13 protein-coding genes and 2 pseudogenes are annotated in these 14,499 nt (G+C 68.1%); 10 read left to right on the forward strand and 5 right to left on the reverse strand.

The annotated features are described in order from the left end of the window. Nucleotides 1–8: 8 nt before the first annotated feature. Nucleotides 9–377: a hypothetical protein gene (locus ACFQE0_RS06280; protein ID WP_378968089.1), complete on the forward strand. Its 369-nt coding sequence runs from the start codon at nt 9–11 to the stop codon at nt 375–377. Nucleotides 378–445: 68 nt separating this feature from the next. Here ACFQE0_RS06280 and ACFQE0_RS06285 read toward each other — a convergent pair whose 3' ends face one another. From ACFQE0_RS06285 to ACFQE0_RS06300, 4 genes and pseudogenes are all read right to left on the reverse strand, one after another. Then, complete coding sequence (locus ACFQE0_RS06285) at nt 446–1,501, reverse strand: sensor histidine kinase (protein WP_378968091.1); 1,056 nt, start codon at nt 1,499–1,501, stop codon at nt 446–448. Continuing rightward, nucleotides 1,498–1,932, reverse strand: a complete 435-nt coding sequence (locus ACFQE0_RS06290; protein ID WP_378968093.1) for a response regulator — start codon at nt 1,930–1,932, stop codon at nt 1,498–1,500. The genes ACFQE0_RS06285 and ACFQE0_RS06290 overlap by 4 nt, the downstream gene beginning before the upstream one ends. A 14-nt stretch (nt 1,933–1,946) precedes the next feature. Beyond that, a pseudogene (locus ACFQE0_RS06295) lies at nt 1,947–3,834 on the reverse strand (MHYT domain-containing protein). A 146-nt stretch (nt 3,835–3,980) separates the two neighbouring features. After that, nucleotides 3,981–5,153 (reverse strand): zinc-dependent alcohol dehydrogenase, encoded by a 1,173-nt coding sequence (locus ACFQE0_RS06300; RefSeq protein ID WP_378968095.1) that lies wholly within the window; start codon nt 5,151–5,153, stop codon nt 3,981–3,983. Between the two features lie 350 nt (nt 5,154–5,503). Between ACFQE0_RS06300 and ACFQE0_RS06305 the strand changes: the two genes are divergently transcribed. After that, on the forward strand, nt 5,504–5,728 hold the full coding sequence (locus ACFQE0_RS06305; RefSeq protein ID WP_378968097.1) for a hypothetical protein: 225 nt from the start codon (nt 5,504–5,506) through the stop codon (nt 5,726–5,728). 15 nt (nt 5,729–5,743) lie between these two features. Here the strand turns inward: ACFQE0_RS06305 and ACFQE0_RS06310 are convergent, their stop codons facing one another. Next, entirely contained in the window at nt 5,744–6,265 is a 522-nt protein-coding gene (locus ACFQE0_RS06310) for a L,D-transpeptidase family protein (RefSeq protein ID WP_378968099.1), read from the reverse strand. 219 nt (nt 6,266–6,484) lie between these two features. On the opposite strand from ACFQE0_RS06310, the gene ACFQE0_RS06315 reads away from it, so the two are divergent. The 8 genes and pseudogenes from ACFQE0_RS06315 to holA all read left to right on the forward strand — a co-directional run bounded on the left by ACFQE0_RS06315 (nt 6,485) and on the right by holA (nt 14,495). Then, on the forward strand, nt 6,485–7,171 hold the full coding sequence (locus ACFQE0_RS06315; protein WP_378968101.1) for a response regulator transcription factor: 687 nt from the start codon (nt 6,485–6,487) through the stop codon (nt 7,169–7,171). Nucleotides 7,172–7,235: 64 nt separating this feature from the next. Next, nucleotides 7,236–7,682, forward strand: a complete 447-nt coding sequence (locus tag ACFQE0_RS06320; protein ID WP_378968103.1) for a cyclic nucleotide-binding domain-containing protein — start codon at nt 7,236–7,238, stop codon at nt 7,680–7,682. A gap of 74 nt (nt 7,683–7,756) precedes the next feature. Further along, the gene (dapD, locus tag ACFQE0_RS06325) at nt 7,757–8,599 is read left to right on the forward strand and encodes a 2,3,4,5-tetrahydropyridine-2,6-dicarboxylate N-succinyltransferase (RefSeq protein WP_378968105.1); all 843 of its coding nucleotides are present in this window, start codon (nt 7,757–7,759) and stop codon (nt 8,597–8,599) included. A gap of 11 nt (nt 8,600–8,610) precedes the next feature. Then, on the forward strand, nt 8,611–9,468 hold the full coding sequence (locus ACFQE0_RS06330) for an alpha/beta fold hydrolase (protein WP_378968107.1): 858 nt from the start codon (nt 8,611–8,613) through the stop codon (nt 9,466–9,468). A gap of 115 nt (nt 9,469–9,583) precedes the next feature. Further along, nucleotides 9,584–10,462, forward strand: a complete 879-nt coding sequence (locus ACFQE0_RS06335) for an acid phosphatase (protein WP_378968109.1) — start codon at nt 9,584–9,586, stop codon at nt 10,460–10,462. 128 nt (nt 10,463–10,590) lie between these two features. Then, nucleotides 10,591–12,790: pseudogene (locus ACFQE0_RS06340) on the forward strand (TonB-dependent siderophore receptor). Between the two features lie 126 nt (nt 12,791–12,916). After that, nucleotides 12,917–13,462 carry an LPS assembly lipoprotein LptE gene (gene lptE, locus ACFQE0_RS06345; RefSeq protein ID WP_378968111.1) on the forward strand — a complete coding sequence of 182 codons (546 nt, stop codon included), beginning with the start codon at nt 12,917–12,919 and terminating at the stop codon, nt 13,460–13,462. 7 nt (nt 13,463–13,469) lie between these two features. Next, complete coding sequence (gene holA / locus ACFQE0_RS06350) at nt 13,470–14,495, forward strand: DNA polymerase III subunit delta (protein ID WP_378968113.1); 1,026 nt, start codon at nt 13,470–13,472, stop codon at nt 14,493–14,495. The last annotated feature ends 4 nt before the right edge of the window (nt 14,496–14,499 follow it).

Genomic DNA, 14,499 nt, shown 5'->3' on the forward strand with positions numbered 1-14,499 from the left:
ATCGGACGATGCAGGTCCCCCCTCACAGCACGGCCGAAGCGGACGCGCTCGAAGAAGCCCAGTTTCGCGCCCGTATGAACCGGGTGAGCAAGGGCGCTTCCCTAAGCGGGCGGCGCCGCGAGACCGACGAGGACGAGAACGGGAGCCGCTTCCGCCTCGGTTGGTTCGGCTGGCTCCTGATCGATGCGCTCGTCGTGGCCGGAACCATCCTCGTCGTGCTGACCTGGCCGCCCCTCGACACATGCCGGACGCAGGGCAAGACCGTTGGCTTCCTGGCGGGCGATTCGGTCGAGAAGTGCGTCAGTCGCGGCATCGGCGAGCGCCTGACCAGCGCCGACCAGAACCTCAAGATGATCCTGCGCGGCTCGGGGCATTAGAGCCTTTACTGCCTGCGCGGATGCCGCTCGGTGGCGAGAGATCGCTTGGTGGGAGGGGGCCCCTCCCCTCACCCTTCGAAGGAGAGCAGCGCCCGCGTGCCCCGTTCCGCCGGGGAATAGACCAGGGCGCTGCGCAGGTTCGTGGCCATTGCCTTGACGATGCGTGAGCCGAGCCCCGTGCCGCGCGGTTTGCCCTCTCCGGTCCACCCGACGCCGTCATCCTCCACGGCAAGTTCGAGCCGGTCGGCCGAGCGGCGCAGGGCGACGCGGATCTCGCCCGGCTCCTCCGCCGGATAGGCATACTTGTAGGCGTTGGTGACGAGTTCGGTGACGACGACGCCCACCGAAACCGCCTTGTCGGTGGCGAGCCTCACCGGTTCGGCGTGCAGACGGATGGCGTGGTCGCGCCCCGCCGCCTTCATCGCCGCCTGCAATTCCTCGACCAGGCTGCCGAGATAGGCGTCGAGTTCCACCGCCTCCACGTCCTCGGAGGTGTAGAGGCGGCGATGGATGCCCGCGATCGCCGAGATGCGGGCCTGCATCTCCTCCAGCGCCGCCTTCGCGGCCGGATCGGCGACCGCAGTGGTCTGCATCCGCGCCAGGGCCGCCACGAGGGCGAGGGAATTGGCGACGCGGTGGTTTACCTCGCGCAGCAGCAGCTCCGCCCGGTCGCGAGCGGCGCGCACCTCGGCCTCGGCCCGCTCCTTGTCCCGGCGCATCGCCTCGGCGCCCAAAGCCGTGGCGATCGCCTCCCCGAGCAATTCGCGGAACTGGCCCTGAAGGTCCTTCCACACGTAGTCGGCGGCGCCCGCCTTCAGGGCGGCGACGGCGACACGGCTATCTTCCGACCCGGTGACGTAGACCACGGGGGGCGCATCCGGCAGGGCGCGGATTTCGGGCAGCAGATCGAGTCCGGTCTGGCCCGGCATGTGATGGTCGAGGGCAACGAGGTCGATGCCCCCCTCGCGCAGGCGTGCGAGACCCGCCGCTCCGTCGGCGGCATGCTCCACCGCGTACCCCCTCACCCCGAGGCTTCGCTGCACGAGGCGTGCGAGGCCCGCATCGTCGTCGATGTAGAGGATGCGGATGCCGGTCTGCCCCGAGCCGCCTGGGCCTGTGGTCATGGGGTCTCTGGGATCTGCATGACGGAGAAGAACAGGCCGAGCTGCCGGATGGCGTTGGCGAAGCCTTCGTAGTTCACGGGCTTCGTCACGTAGACGTTGGCACCGAGATCGTAGCAGCGCTGGATCTCACGGGCATCGTCGGTGGTGGTCAGCACGATGACGGGCGAGCGCTTTGTATGCGCGTTGGCCTTCACCTTCTCCAGGATGTCGATGCCGGTCATGTCCGGCAGGTTGAGATCGAGGAGGATCAGCAGATGGCGGCGCCGGCTCACCTCGCCCGAGCCGTCCGGCCCGAACAGGTAGGTCAGCGCCGAGGTGCCGTCGCGGAACGGCACGATCTCGTTGTTCACGCCCGCCCGGCGGATGTTCCGTTCGATGAGGCGCGCATGGCCCTCGTCGTCCTCGATCATCACGATGCAGACGGGATGCATGGCGGGCTCTCGCTTCACTCGGCGGCGATCGACAGGGGAGCCGCCGCCGCGTGCTCCATAGACGCCCCGCGCGGCAGCGTCACGGTGAAGGTCGAGCCCCGTCCCGGCTCGGATTCGAGATCGATCCGCCCGCCGAGCGCCCGCACCAGCGCCTTGACGTGGGCGAGCCCGATGCCCTCGCCCGGCCGGTCCTGCGTGCCGGACCGGCGGAACAGCTCGAACACCCGGACATGATCGTTCCGGGGGATGCCCCGTCCGTTATCCGCCACTGAGAAGCGCACCCGCTCGGTGCCGAGCGCCTGCGCCGTGACGGTGATGCGGCCGGGCCGGGCCGGGTCGAGATATTTCAGGGCGTTGTCGAGGAGGTTGCCGAAGATCTGCTCCACGGCGAGCCGGTCCGCGACGATCTCCGGCATCCCGGGGGTGACGGTGACGACGGCGTTCTGCGATTCCGCCTGATGCTGGTTCGCATCCGCGAGGCGACGGATGACGGCGGACATGTCGAGGGGTTCCGGCTCGAACCGCCGCCGCCCCTCTCGGCTGAGCTTGAGGATCGCCGCGATCAGCCGCTCCATCCGCGTGACGGCCGCGCCGATGAAGCCCAGGGCCTCGCCGAGTTCGGCATCGATCCGCTCCGCCTGGGGGTGGCCGGTCAAGGCGTGCTGGAGCTCGACGCGGGTCTCGGCGAGCTCGCTCGTGAAACCCATGATGTTGACCAGCGGCGCCCGCAGATCGTGGCTGACGATGTAGGCGTAGCGCTGGATCTCCTCGTTCGACTCGCGCAACTCCGCCTCGGCCTCGCGCTGGGCGGTGATGTCGGTGTGCACGCCGACCCATTCGTGGATCGAGCCGTCGCGGTTCAGCACGGGCACGGCGCGGATCGCATAGTGGCGGTAGCCGCCCTCCTTCACCCGCACCCGGTGCTCGAACACGAAGGTCTTGAGCGCGGCGACGGTCTCGTTCCAGGCGGCGATGCTGGGGGCGGAATCGTCCGGGTGAACGGCATCGGCCCAGCCGAAGCCCTGGTACTCGTCCGGCGTCTGCCCGGTGATGGCGGACCAGCCCGGCTGCGGTCCGACCATCCGCCCCTCGGCATCGTTGGTCCAGAGCACGCCGCTCACGGCCTCGATGGCCGCCTTGAACCGGGCTTCGCTGGCCACCAGCTCGCCCTGGATCCGGTGCTGGTCGATGGCGATGGCCAGCATGCCGATGAACAGGATCAGGAAGGTCGCCCCCGTGACCGCGAAGGCGAGGGTCTGGGGCGCGGCGGAGAAGGTGTCCGCCCCCGCATGGACATGCGCGTCCCCGGAGAAGGTCGCCGCTGCCATGCCGGTATAGTGCATCCCCGCGACGGCCAGCCCCATCACGAGCGCGGCGGCCAGCTTCTCGGCTACGGTGTTGCGGCGGAAAGCCAGCCAGAGCGCGGTGGTGGAGGCCACGACCGCGATGGCGATGGAGGCCGCGACGAGGAGGGGATCGTAGGTGATGTGGCCGGGCATCCGCATCGCGGCCATGCCCGTGTAGTGCATCAGTGCGATGCCCAGGCCCATCAGGGGCCCCGCCACCCATTCGGCATGGCGCCCCGCCCCTTGCGGCCGACCCAGGCGAAGGCCGCGCCGGTCACGCCCACGGCGATCAGGAAGGATTGCAGGGTCAGCCCGAGCCATAGGCCGTCGGCATGCCCATCTCGAAGGCGAGCATGCCGATGAAGTGCATCGACCAGATGCCGCCGCCCATCGTGACGGCCGCGCCGGTGATCCAGATGGCGCGTGACCCCGAGCGGACGGTGCCGTCCGCGATGCCGCGCGCCCGCGCGGCCAGATCGAGGGCCGTGTAGGAGGCGAACATCGCGATCGCCACCGACAGGGCCACGAGGGCGGGACTGAAACCGGGGGTGGGCATCGGAGTCTCGGACGGCGGACGACTGAGATTTGCGCGTGCAGTCCCCTTATCGCGGCATTATGCCGTTGTATAAGGGACTTTCGAGCGAATTCACGGCGCGATGCCGCGTCAGTCGTGGGAAAGGCCGTCCGGACTCCTTTGGCTTTTCAGGTCGGGTGGAAGACCACCTTCACGCAGCCATCCTGCTTGTCCCGGAACGTCTTGTAGAGATCGGGCCCGTCCTCGAGGTTCTTCGAGCGGTGAGTGATCAGGGACGAGGTGTCGATTTTGCCCGCCTCGATCAGCTTGAGCAGCGGCTCGAGGTAGCGCTTCACGTGGGTCTGGCCGCTCTTCATGGTCAGGCCCTTCTGCACGATCGAGCCCATGTTGATCGGGATCGGGCCGCCATAGACGCCGGGTACGGAGACGATCCCGCAGGGCCGCACCGCCTTGATCGCGTCCGCCAGCGCCATCGGCCGCTCGGTGCTGGTGAGCTTCTCCTGCACGGTGGTGAGCAGGCCCGAGAGGCCATGGCCGCCGCTGGCCTCCATGCCGACGCAATCGATCACCGCATCCGGGCCCTGGCCCTTCGTGATTTCCTTGATGCGCTCGAACACGTCCTCGCTCGCGAAGTCGATGACGTCGGTGGCGCCCGCGCGCTTGGCGAGCGCGATCCGCTCCGGCACGGTCTCGATCACGATGATGCGCTCCGCGCCCATGATCTTGGCGGCCTGGATGGTGAAGAAACCGACCGGCCCCGCGCCCCAGATGGCGATGGTCTCGCCGCCCTGGATCTCGCAGTGCTCCGCGCCCTGCCAGCCGGTGGGCAGGATGTCGGTGAGGAACAGGGCGGCCTCGTCGTCCATGCCGTCCGGCACTTTCATCGGCGCCACGTCGGCGAAGGGCACGCGGACGTATTCGGCTTGGCCCCCGGCATAGCCGCCGGTGAGGTGCGAGTACCCGAAGAGCCCTGCGGTGGTGTAGCCGAACTGCGCCGCCGCCATGTGCGCGTTACGGTTCGACCGCTCGCAGACCGACCAGTTGCCGAGCTTGCACTGGCGGCACTCGCCGCAATTGATGTTGAACGGCACGACGATGCGGTCGCCCTTGCGGAACTTGGAGTGCCCGCTGCCGGTCTCGACGACCTCGCCCATGAACTCGTGGCCGAGCACGTCGCCGGATTCCATGGTCGGCATCAGCCCGTCCATGAGGTGAAGGTCCGAGCCGCAGATGGCGCAGGACGAAACCTTGATGATGACGTCACGCGGATCCTCGATCTGCGGATCGGGAACCGTGTCGCAACGGATGTCGCCCTTTCCGTGCCAGCAGAGTGCCTTCATGATCGTGGATCCCTCGCGTGCCGGGCATGACGTCATGAAGCTCAGCGCCTGATGCCATAGGTCTGGCGCCGAGCTTCGTGACTACCGCTGAGGCAAGGCAGCGTGGCCACGGCCAAGTTCCGTGGACGCCCCTGGGAAATGGGCGGCACGATCCACAACACATTTTTTATTGTGTCGGCTAAGAGACGAGTGTCCGGTGTTCCCCCGCCGCCGTACCGCAGCCGCTTGACGCCGGGTGTGATCCTGCGGCCTCATCAGAGGTTGTAACGGTTGAGTCCGCCCGGTGACGCGCGGCAGGCTCGGGCGTGACGGCCCTGGTAATATTTAGCCGACATGGCCAAGGATCGCGGATGCCCAGCCGCCCGCGCGAACGCTTCACGACCTTCCTCGTCGCCCTCGGCACCGCCCGTAGCGACGTGCCGGTCTATGCCGTGCGGACGGCCACCCCCGCCGAGGCTCTCGCCGCCGTCGCGGAGAAGGCGAAGAAGGGTGAAAGCCCGGCCATCGTCGGCAGCCTCTCGACCCGTACCGCCAAGGCAATGGAGCTCAAGCCCGGCGAGATGCGGCGGGTCTGACCGGTCCGGACAGTCTTAGCCGATGCGCAGAAAGGTCCGGGAACCGACGCGGCGCAGGAGCTTCAGCAGGTCGGCGCGGGTCAGGGCCACGCACCCTTCCGTCGGGCGGTAGCCCTCGCGGGCGATATGCATGAAGATCGCCGAGCCTCGCCCCCGGCGGATCGGGGCACGGTTGTAGTCGATATCCAGCACGAGGTCGTAAAGGCCGTCGTCGCGCCACATCCTCTCGGCACTGATGCCGGGCGCGGGCAAGCGGATCGGCCGGTTGTAGCGGCGGTCCTTGCGGTCGTCGCACCAACCGTCGTCCCGGCGCAGCGCGCGGAGTGGCAGGGCGGTGCGCGGACGGGCGGTCCAGTGATCGGGCCGGTAGAAGCCGCCGCGTAGTCGGAACCGTCCCCTGGGCGAGCCGCCGTCGCCCTCTCGCTTGGCCATGACGATGCCGCAGGCGCCCAGCGCACAGGGAATGATGCTCGTCCCCACAAGGAGTTGCCCCTTGCGCCGGTCGCCGACGAGGGCGCGGACCCGCAACTCCGGCACCGCCGTCCGGACCCGACGAACCTTGGCCGGTAACGGGAATTTGGGCGGTGAATTGCGTGCAAGCCTCTTTCCGGTCACAAAGCTCATCCTTTGCAAACTCGAACCATCCGAACCGGCGATGTCCCGGTGTAGAACGTCGGAGACGAACCGGCGCGCGCACCGTCTCTCATCACGGGGGGATTTCGTGGGTGAACGGTTTTACGCTAAGGCTTCGTAACGATGTCGAATGCCTACCGCCTGCTGATCTGTGACGACGACGATATCCTGCGGGATACGTTGATCGAGCAGCTCGCGCTTTCCGAAGAATTTCAGGTCGTGGGCGAAGCCTGCGCGGCCGATGCCATGCGCCGGGTCGCGGAGGATCGCATCGACCTCGCCGTGATGGATGTCGGCCTGCCCGACATGGATGGCCGCGAGGCCGTGCGCCAGATGCGGCAGGCGGGCTTCCGCAGCCCGGTCATCATGCTGACTGCGCAGGATTCCGAGGCCGATCAGGTCGAGGGGCTGGAGGCGGGGGCGAACGACTACGTCACCAAGCCGTTCAAGTTCGGCATCCTGCTGGCGCGCATACGGGTCCACCTGCGCAGCCACGAGGCGTCCGAGGACGCGGTGTTCCAGATCGGCCCCTACACGTTCCGGCCGAGCGCCAAGCTCCTGATCGGCGAGCGGGGCTCCAAGCTGAAGCTCACCGAGAAGGAGACGGCGATCCTGCGCTTCCTGTATCGGGCGGGCCGCTCCGTGGTGAATCGCGACACGTTGCTGGCGGAGGTGTGGGGTTACAACGCCCACGTCACCACCCACACCCTCGAGACGCACATCTACCGCCTGCGCCAGAAGATCGAGCCGAACCCGGCCACCGCCGCGATCCTCGTGACCGAGGGCGGTGGTTACAAGTTGCTTCCCTGATTTATTAGGCTTTTTCCTTTAGATCGTCCTGCCGGGGGTGCCGGAGACGGAGCGGCGGGACAGAGTGGGGCTCGACGACGACATCGCGATCCTCGCGTCCGCGCCCGTTTTCGGGTTTCTGGACCGTGACGCCCTGCGCCTGCTCAGCTTCGCCGCCGAGCGCCGGGAGCTGCGCGATGGCGACCGGCTGTTCGCCCGCGGCGACTCGGCCGATGGCGGCTTCGTGGTGATGTCGGGCCTCCTTCGCCTGGATCCGGCCTTCGGCGAGCCGGTGAAGGCGGGTCGCTCCGCCCTGATCGGCCACCTCGCCCTGTTCGTGCGCGGCGAGCGCCCCTGCGACGCCCATGCCGAAGGCACCTGCGAGGTTCTGCGCATCACGCCGACCCTGATGCGGCGGGTGCTGGAGGAATTCCCCAGCGCGGCCCAGGCGATCCACGATTCCCTGGCGATGGACCTCGTGACCTTCACGGGCGATCTCGAGCGCGTGCGGGCCCTTCTGGGCGAGGCGTGAGCGGCGCCCCCGTCGACAGCCCCGGCGGGCGCCTGTAAGCACGCTCTTCCCTTTCTCGGAAGACCGCTGCACCCATGTCCTACGCCGATCTTGCCCGGACCATCGAGACCGCCTGGGAGGAGCGCGCCGGCATCTCGTCCGCCACCACGGGCACCGTGCGGGAAGCCGTGGACGAGGCCCTGAACCTGCTCGATTCGGGCAAGGCCCGCGTCGCGGAGAAGTCCGGCGACCAGTGGCAGGTCAACCAGTGGCTGAAGAAGGCGGTGCTGCTTTCCTTCCGCCTGAACGACATGACGCCGATCTCCGGCGGCCCCGGCGGTGCGACCTGGTGGGACAAGGTTCCGTCCAAGTTCGACGGCTGGGATGCGGGCCGCTTTCAGGAGGCGGGTTTCCGCGCGGTGCCGGGCTGCTTCGTGCGCCGTGGCTCCTTCGTGGCCCCGAACGCCATCCTGATGCCGAGCTTCGTGAACCTCGGCGCCTATGTCGGCGAGGGCACCATGGTCGATACCTGGGTGACGGTCGGCTCCTGCGCGCAGATCGGCAAGAACGTCCACCTGTCGGGCGGCGTCGGCATCGGCGGCGTGCTCGAGCCGCTGCAGGCCAACCCGGTCATCATCGAGGATGATTGCTTCATTGGCGCCCGGTCCGAGGTGGTCGAGGGCGTGATCGTCGGCCAGGGCTCGGTGCTCTCCATGGGCGTCTACCTCGGCGCCTCGACCAAGATCGTGGATCGCGCCACGGGCGAGGTCACCTACGGCTACGTGCCGCCTTATTCCGTGGTGGTCTCGGGCTCCCTGCCCGGCAAGGCCCTGCCGGACGGCTCCCCCGGCCCGAGCCTCTACTGCGCGGTCATCGTCAAGCGTGTCGATGCCGGCACCCGCGCCAAGACGGCGATCAACGACCTGCTCCGCACCTGAGAGCAAAGGGCATGGAGACGGGCGGCACCTTCGATCTCACGCTCGGCGGCCGGCGCGTCTGCGTCCCCTACGACCTTTACGGTCACGGGCCGGGAGCGCTGCTCCTGCCGGCCCTCTCGACCATCTCGTCCCGGCGGGAGGTCGCGGGGCTGGCGGGTGAACTCGCCCGCGACCATCGCTGCCTCGTGCCGGATTGGCCGGGCTTCGGCGCCCAACCGCGCCAGCGCGTGCCGCTGGAGCCCGCCACCTTCCATGCCTTCCTCGATGCCCTGCTCGAGGCCGCGCCCGGCCCCTATGCTCTGGGCGTCGCGGCGGGCCATGCGGCCGGTTACCTCGTGGCGGCGGCACGGCGGCATCCCAACGCGTTCGGCCGCCTCGTGCTCGTGGCGCCGACTTGGCGCGGCCCCCTGCCGACCGCGATGCCGCAGAAGGCCGCGTGGTTTCCCCGCATCCGCGCCGCCGTGGAGGCGCCGCTCATCGGGGAGGCGCTCTACCGGATCAACATCAGCCCGCCGATCATCGGCCGGATGATGCGTGCCCACGTCTACGGCGATCCACAGGCCGTGACGCCGGATCTCGTGCGGGCGAAGCATGCCATCACCCGCCAGCGCAATGGCCGTTTCGGCACCGCCGCCTTCGTGACCGGCGGCCTCGATCCGGTCGAGAGCCGCGAGGCCTTCCTCGCCCTGTTCGGTCCCGATTTGCCGCCCGTGCTGATGCTGCGGCCGGACGGGGCCCCTCGCCGCTCCGGTGCCGAGATGGACGCCCTGGCGGCGAGCTGGCTCGTTACCGCACGGCCGGTTCCCGGGGCGCTCAGCCCGCACGAGGAACATCCGGGCGCCATCGCTGCGGCAATCAGAGGGGCGTGACCCGCGGCGGCCTGGACACACGCCAGTGTGGCAGGCAGGGATTTCCCGGCACCCGTGATCCGTCTGCCTCTCGTGCGAGGCTCACCAGACGGTGACCGCTCTGCAAGGATACGAGATGCGCCGCCTTCTGCTCACGACGGCCCTGTCGCTCGCCGCCATCCTGTCGGTGTCGTCACTCCGAGCCGCCCCGGACCAGGGGGCGATGCCACAGGGCGGAACACCACCCTCCGCCCCATCGGTGGGGGCCGAGCCGCTGAAGCCCGGCAAGCCCGCCGTGAAGCCCTATCTGTCCGATACGGCGCTGCCGGACCCGTTGAAGATCCTGCCCCCGCCCCCGGCGCATCATTCGCCCCTCGACAATGCCGACCATGCCGCCTTCACCAGCACCCGTGCCCTGAAGGGCACCGCCCGCTGGAACCTCGCCGCCAACGACGTGGCCGAGGGCGCGGCGGCGGTGCTGGAGAATTTCGCCTGCGTGCTCGGCGTGCGCATCGATGCGGGCAAGGTGCCCGCGACGATCAACCTGCTCGAACGTGCCCGGCTCGACCTCGCGCGGATGACGCGCATTCCCAAGGTGCATTACCGCCGCCTGCGGCCCTTCGTCGGCAACGAATCGCCGATCTGCGTGCAGCGGACCCAGGCGCTGGCCGACAGCTTCAGCTATCCCTCCGGCCACGCCACACAGGGCTGGGCCTATGCCCTGATCATGGCTGCCCTGGTGCCGGAAAAGTCCACGGCCATCCTCGCCCGCGGCCGGGCCTATGGCGAGAGCCGCGTGATCTGCGGCGTCCATTGGCTGAGCGATGTCGCGGCGGGGCGGACCAACGGATCCTCGACCTTCGCGGCCCTGATGGGTGATACGGGCTTCCGCAGCGATCTCGACAAGGCGCGCACGGAGTTGCGGGGCGCCCTGACGGAAGGATCATCGCCTCCGGATGTCGCCTTCTGCACCCGCGAGGCGGAAGCCCTACGAGAGCCGCCGCTCGAATTTTGAGTTAGAACAGCTTCAGTTTTGAAGCGTTTTAACTGTGTGATTTACAACACGTTTTCGAGTTGATCGCGATCGCGTGATCGGGAAAGTCGGGGCCGGGCGCCGAAGGTTGCGCCCGGCCGGATTCCGTCATGCTCGTTCGCGTTCCCCTCCCCGCCCTCCTCCTGACTGCGACCGCCCTCACGGCGCCGGCCTTGGCGCAGGAGGCCCAGGTGCAACTCAACGAGATCTCGGTCGAGGCGGTGCGGGCGTTGATCGGGAACGTCGCGGTGTCCGGGAACAGCGCAGCCACGAGCGGCGGGGGCGGTGGCCCGTCCGGCGTGACCGGCTACACGGCCCGTGTCTCGCCCACGGCGACGAAGACGAACACACCGCTGATCGAGACGCCGCAATCGGTCTCGGTGATCACCCGCGAGCAATTGAACGACCGCAATGTTCAGGATGTGAACCAAGCCCTGGCCTATGTGCCCGGCACGTCTACCAACGTGTTCGGCTTCGATCCGCGCTTCGACGGTTTCTACATCCGAGGCTTCGACGCGACCTATAACGGCATCTTCCGCGATGGCCTCCGGCAATCGGCCGTCGGCCTCGCCGTGCCGCGCATCGAACCCTACGGCACGGAAGCCCTGACGATCCTGCGCGGTCCGTCCTCGGGCCTCTACGGCCTCGGCTCGCCCGGCGGCATCGTCGACATCACGACGAAGCGTCCGGTCTTCGTGCCGTTCGGCGAAGTGTGGTTCCAGGCGGGCAATTACGACCGCTTCCAGGGTAATTTCGATTTCGGCGGCCCGGTCGAGGGATCGGACGGCACGATGGCCTACCGGCTGACCGGCATCGTCCGCCAATCGGACACCTTCCTCCCCGGCGCCACCGACGATCGGGTGAACATCGCACCGGCCTTCACGTGGAAGCCCTCCGCCGACACGACCCTGACGATCCTGACCGAATTCCAGAACTCGCGCCTGCCCGGGACTGCGGCCTTCTACAACGCGCCCGGCTTCCAGGTGACGCGGCTCTATCAAGGCGATCCGGGCTTCAACGCCTTCACGCAGCAACAATACCGGATCGGCTACGCCTTCGAACATAAGTTCACGAACGATCTGATCTTCCGCCAGAACTTCCGCTATTACGGCGTCGAAGGCGATTTCCCTACACGCAGATCAACAGCATCACCGGCCTCACCGCGCAGCGCTCCGGCGGACTCTTCCGCGAGAACCTGCAATCGGTCGCCCTCGACAATCAGCTGGAAGGGCACTTCGTCACCGGCCCGGTCGCCCACACTGTGGTCGGGGGCGTCGACTACATCCACTACGACTGGACGCGGCGTTTCGGCTTCCCGGACGTGCCCGACCTCGACCTGACGGGCGTGACGAACTTTCGGAACTTCCGTTACCGCACCTTCATCCCCCGCCCGGCCCTGACCTCCGGGGCGACGCAATCCCAGGACCAGATCGGCGTCTACCTTCAGGAGCAGGCGAAGTGGGATCGCTTCGTGCTGACCCTGACCGGGCGGCACGATTGGGTTTCGCAGAGCACGACGAGTTTCGCCAATCTCGGTCCCGTCACCGGCTCCACGCAGAACGACAGCGCCTTCTCCTACCGGCTTGGCCTGAACTACCTGCTGACCCCTGATTTCGTGCCCTATGCAAGCTATGCGACGACCTTCTCGCCCCGCTCGGCACCGATGCGAATGGCAGGCCCTTCAAGTCCGCGACGGGTGACCAGATCGAGGCCGGTGTGAAGCTGGCGATCCCGAACACCAACATCACCGGCTCGTTCTCCGGCTTCGACATCGTTCAATCGAGCATCCTGCGGCAGGATCCCAACAACTTCGCCAACCAAGTCGCGACTGGATCCATCGAGTCCAAGGGCTTCGAGGCCGAGATGACGGCGAACTTCGCGCCCGGCACGAACCTGACCCTGGCCTTCACGCACCTGAACGTGCGCTTCCTGCGGCAGACGTCCTTCGTGACGCAGGCGCCGATCGATGGGAACGCCCTGTCTGGTATTCCGGGCAACACGGTCTCAGCCTTCGGCACGTACCAGTTTCCGCCGGGCTCCTGGCTCTCCGGGCTGCAGATCGGCGGCGGTGTCCGTTATGCGGGCACGAGCTTCGCGGATGACGAGAACACCGTCCGCAACCCGACCGTGACCCTGTTCGACGCCCTGGTCGCGTACGACTTCGCGGCGCTCGATCCCAAGTACAAAGGCTTCCGTGCCCAGGTGAACGCCTACAACGTGTTCAACCGGGATTACGCGACCTGCCAAGCCGGGTTCTGCTACCGCGGCGCACCCGCGACGGTGATCGGGAGCCTGATCTACCGCTGGTGAGTTTTCCCCGGAAACACCAGGACCATCCTCTCGCCGTAGAGGAATCGTAAGGCCCGCTCGTCAGAGTCGTGGCGCGGGCCCCCCGGTCCGCGCTAAGACCGGAGAGAAGCGGGGCGGAACGGCGTGATGAGGCGTGACGTGGCATCGGTGGCGGCGCGGGTTGGACGGCTCGGCCTCGTGGCGGCCTTGAGCATGAGCCTGTCGGCCTGTTTCCGTCCCCTCTATGGACCGACCGCCTCGGGCGCATCGGTCCAGGCGCTCCTCGCCTCCGTGCAGGTGGACGAGATCGTGATGGCACAGGGCCAGGAACGGCTCGGCCATTACCTGCGCAGCGAACTGGTCTTCGACCTCGACGGTTCGGGCCAGCGCGTCCAGAAACAGTACCGCCTGAAGCTCTCGGGCTCGGAGACGGTGCAGACGCCCATCGTCTCCTCCACGACCGGCCGCGCGGAAGCGGGCACGATCGTCGGCAACATCCGCTACAGCCTGGAAGACCTCAGTGGCACCAAGGTGATCGCAGAGGGTGTCGCCACCTCGACGGCGACCTACGACCGGTCGATCCAGCGCTTCGCCAGCCAGCGGGCCGCCCGCGACGCGGAAATCCGCCTCGCCGACACCTTGGCGGACCAAATCAAGACCCGGATTGCCTCGGTGCTGGCGGCCAAGCCGTGAGCCGTCGGTGACGGCTGTCCGTCCGGGGGATATCGAGGACCTGATCCGGCGCGGACCCGATCCGCGCATCCCGGTGATCCTCGTCTACGGGCCTGATACCGGCCTCGTCACCGAGCGCGCCAAGGCTTTGGCCGAGGGCTTCGTGCCCGACACGTCCGATCCCTTCGCCCTCGTCCGGATCGACGGCGACGTGATCGCCTCCGATCCTGGCCGCCTCTGCGACGAGGCGGGCACGGTCGGCCTGTTCGGCGGTAAGCGGGCGATCTGGGTCCGGCCGAGCACGCGCAACATCGCCCCAGCCGTCGAGGCGTTGCTGGGCATCTCCATCACCGATACGCGCATCGTGGTCGAGGCGGGCGACCTCGCCAAGGGCAATCCCCTGCGCGGCCTCTGCGAGAAGTCGCAGCGAGCGCTCGCCATCCCGTGCTACCCGGACGACGAGCGGGCACTCGGCGATCTCGTGGACCGGACCCTGAGGGCGCATGACCTGCGCCTCGATCGGGACGCCCGGGAGGTGCTGGTCCGCAGCCTCGGCGGCGACCGCCGGGCAAGCCTGATGGAACTGGAGAAGCTCGCTCTCTACGCGGCGGGCAAGGGGACCGTGACTCTGGACGATATCGAGGCGGTGGTGAGCGATGTCGCCGCCAGCGTTCTCAACACCCTGGTCGATGCCGCCTTCGATGGCCGCATCGAGGTGGTGGAGCGCGACTCGCGCCGCTTCCGGCAGGAGGGACTCGACCCGGCGCAAGTGCTCGGTTCGGCCCTGCGTCATGCCACGACGATGCTGGCCCTGCGTCTTGACAACCCCGACAAGACACCGGGCGCCATGGCGGCCGCATGGCGCGGCCTGCACTTCAAGCGCAAGGGCAGTATCGAGCGCCAACTCGGGTTGTGGGGACCGGCCCGCCTGCGGCAGGCCATCGACATCCTCTCGCAGGCCGTCCTGGCCTGTCGCCGGGCCGATGCGGCTCTCAGCGAAGCGCTCGCCTCGGCGGCGTTGCTGCGGATCGCCGAGGCGGGGCGTCGACGTTAGGAAC

Source organism: Methylobacterium komagatae, assembly GCF_042661665.1.
Classification (GTDB): Bacteria; Pseudomonadota; Alphaproteobacteria; order Rhizobiales; family Beijerinckiaceae; genus Methylobacterium; species Methylobacterium komagatae.

Bases quoted from the DNA above. Each gene is read 5' to 3' on its own strand.
- ACFQE0_RS06330 (WP_378968107.1), top strand. From the start codon at position 8,611: ATGGAGACGGGCGGCACCTTCGATCTCACGCTCGGCGGCCGGCGCGTC.
- lptE (WP_378968111.1), top strand. From the start codon at position 12,917: ATGAGGCGTGACGTGGCATCGGTGGCGGCGCGGGTTGGACGGCTCGGC.
- ACFQE0_RS06335 (WP_378968109.1), top strand. From the start codon at position 9,584: ATGCGCCGCCTTCTGCTCACGACGGCCCTGTCGCTCGCCGCCATCCTG.
- ACFQE0_RS06305 (WP_378968097.1), top strand. From the start codon at position 5,504: ATGCCCAGCCGCCCGCGCGAACGCTTCACGACCTTCCTCGTCGCCCTC.
- ACFQE0_RS06315 (WP_378968101.1), top strand. From the start codon at position 6,485: ATGTCGAATGCCTACCGCCTGCTGATCTGTGACGACGACGATATCCTG.
- dapD (WP_378968105.1), top strand. From the start codon at position 7,757: ATGTCCTACGCCGATCTTGCCCGGACCATCGAGACCGCCTGGGAGGAG.
- ACFQE0_RS06280 (WP_378968089.1), top strand. From the start codon at position 9: ATGCAGGTCCCCCCTCACAGCACGGCCGAAGCGGACGCGCTCGAAGAA.
- ACFQE0_RS06285 (WP_378968091.1), bottom strand. From the start codon at position 1,501: ATGACCACAGGCCCAGGCGGCTCGGGGCAGACCGGCATCCGCATCCTC.
- ACFQE0_RS06300 (WP_378968095.1), bottom strand. From the start codon at position 5,153: ATGAAGGCACTCTGCTGGCACGGAAAGGGCGACATCCGTTGCGACACG.
- ACFQE0_RS06290 (WP_378968093.1), bottom strand. From the start codon at position 1,932: ATGCATCCCGTCTGCATCGTGATGATCGAGGACGACGAGGGCCATGCG.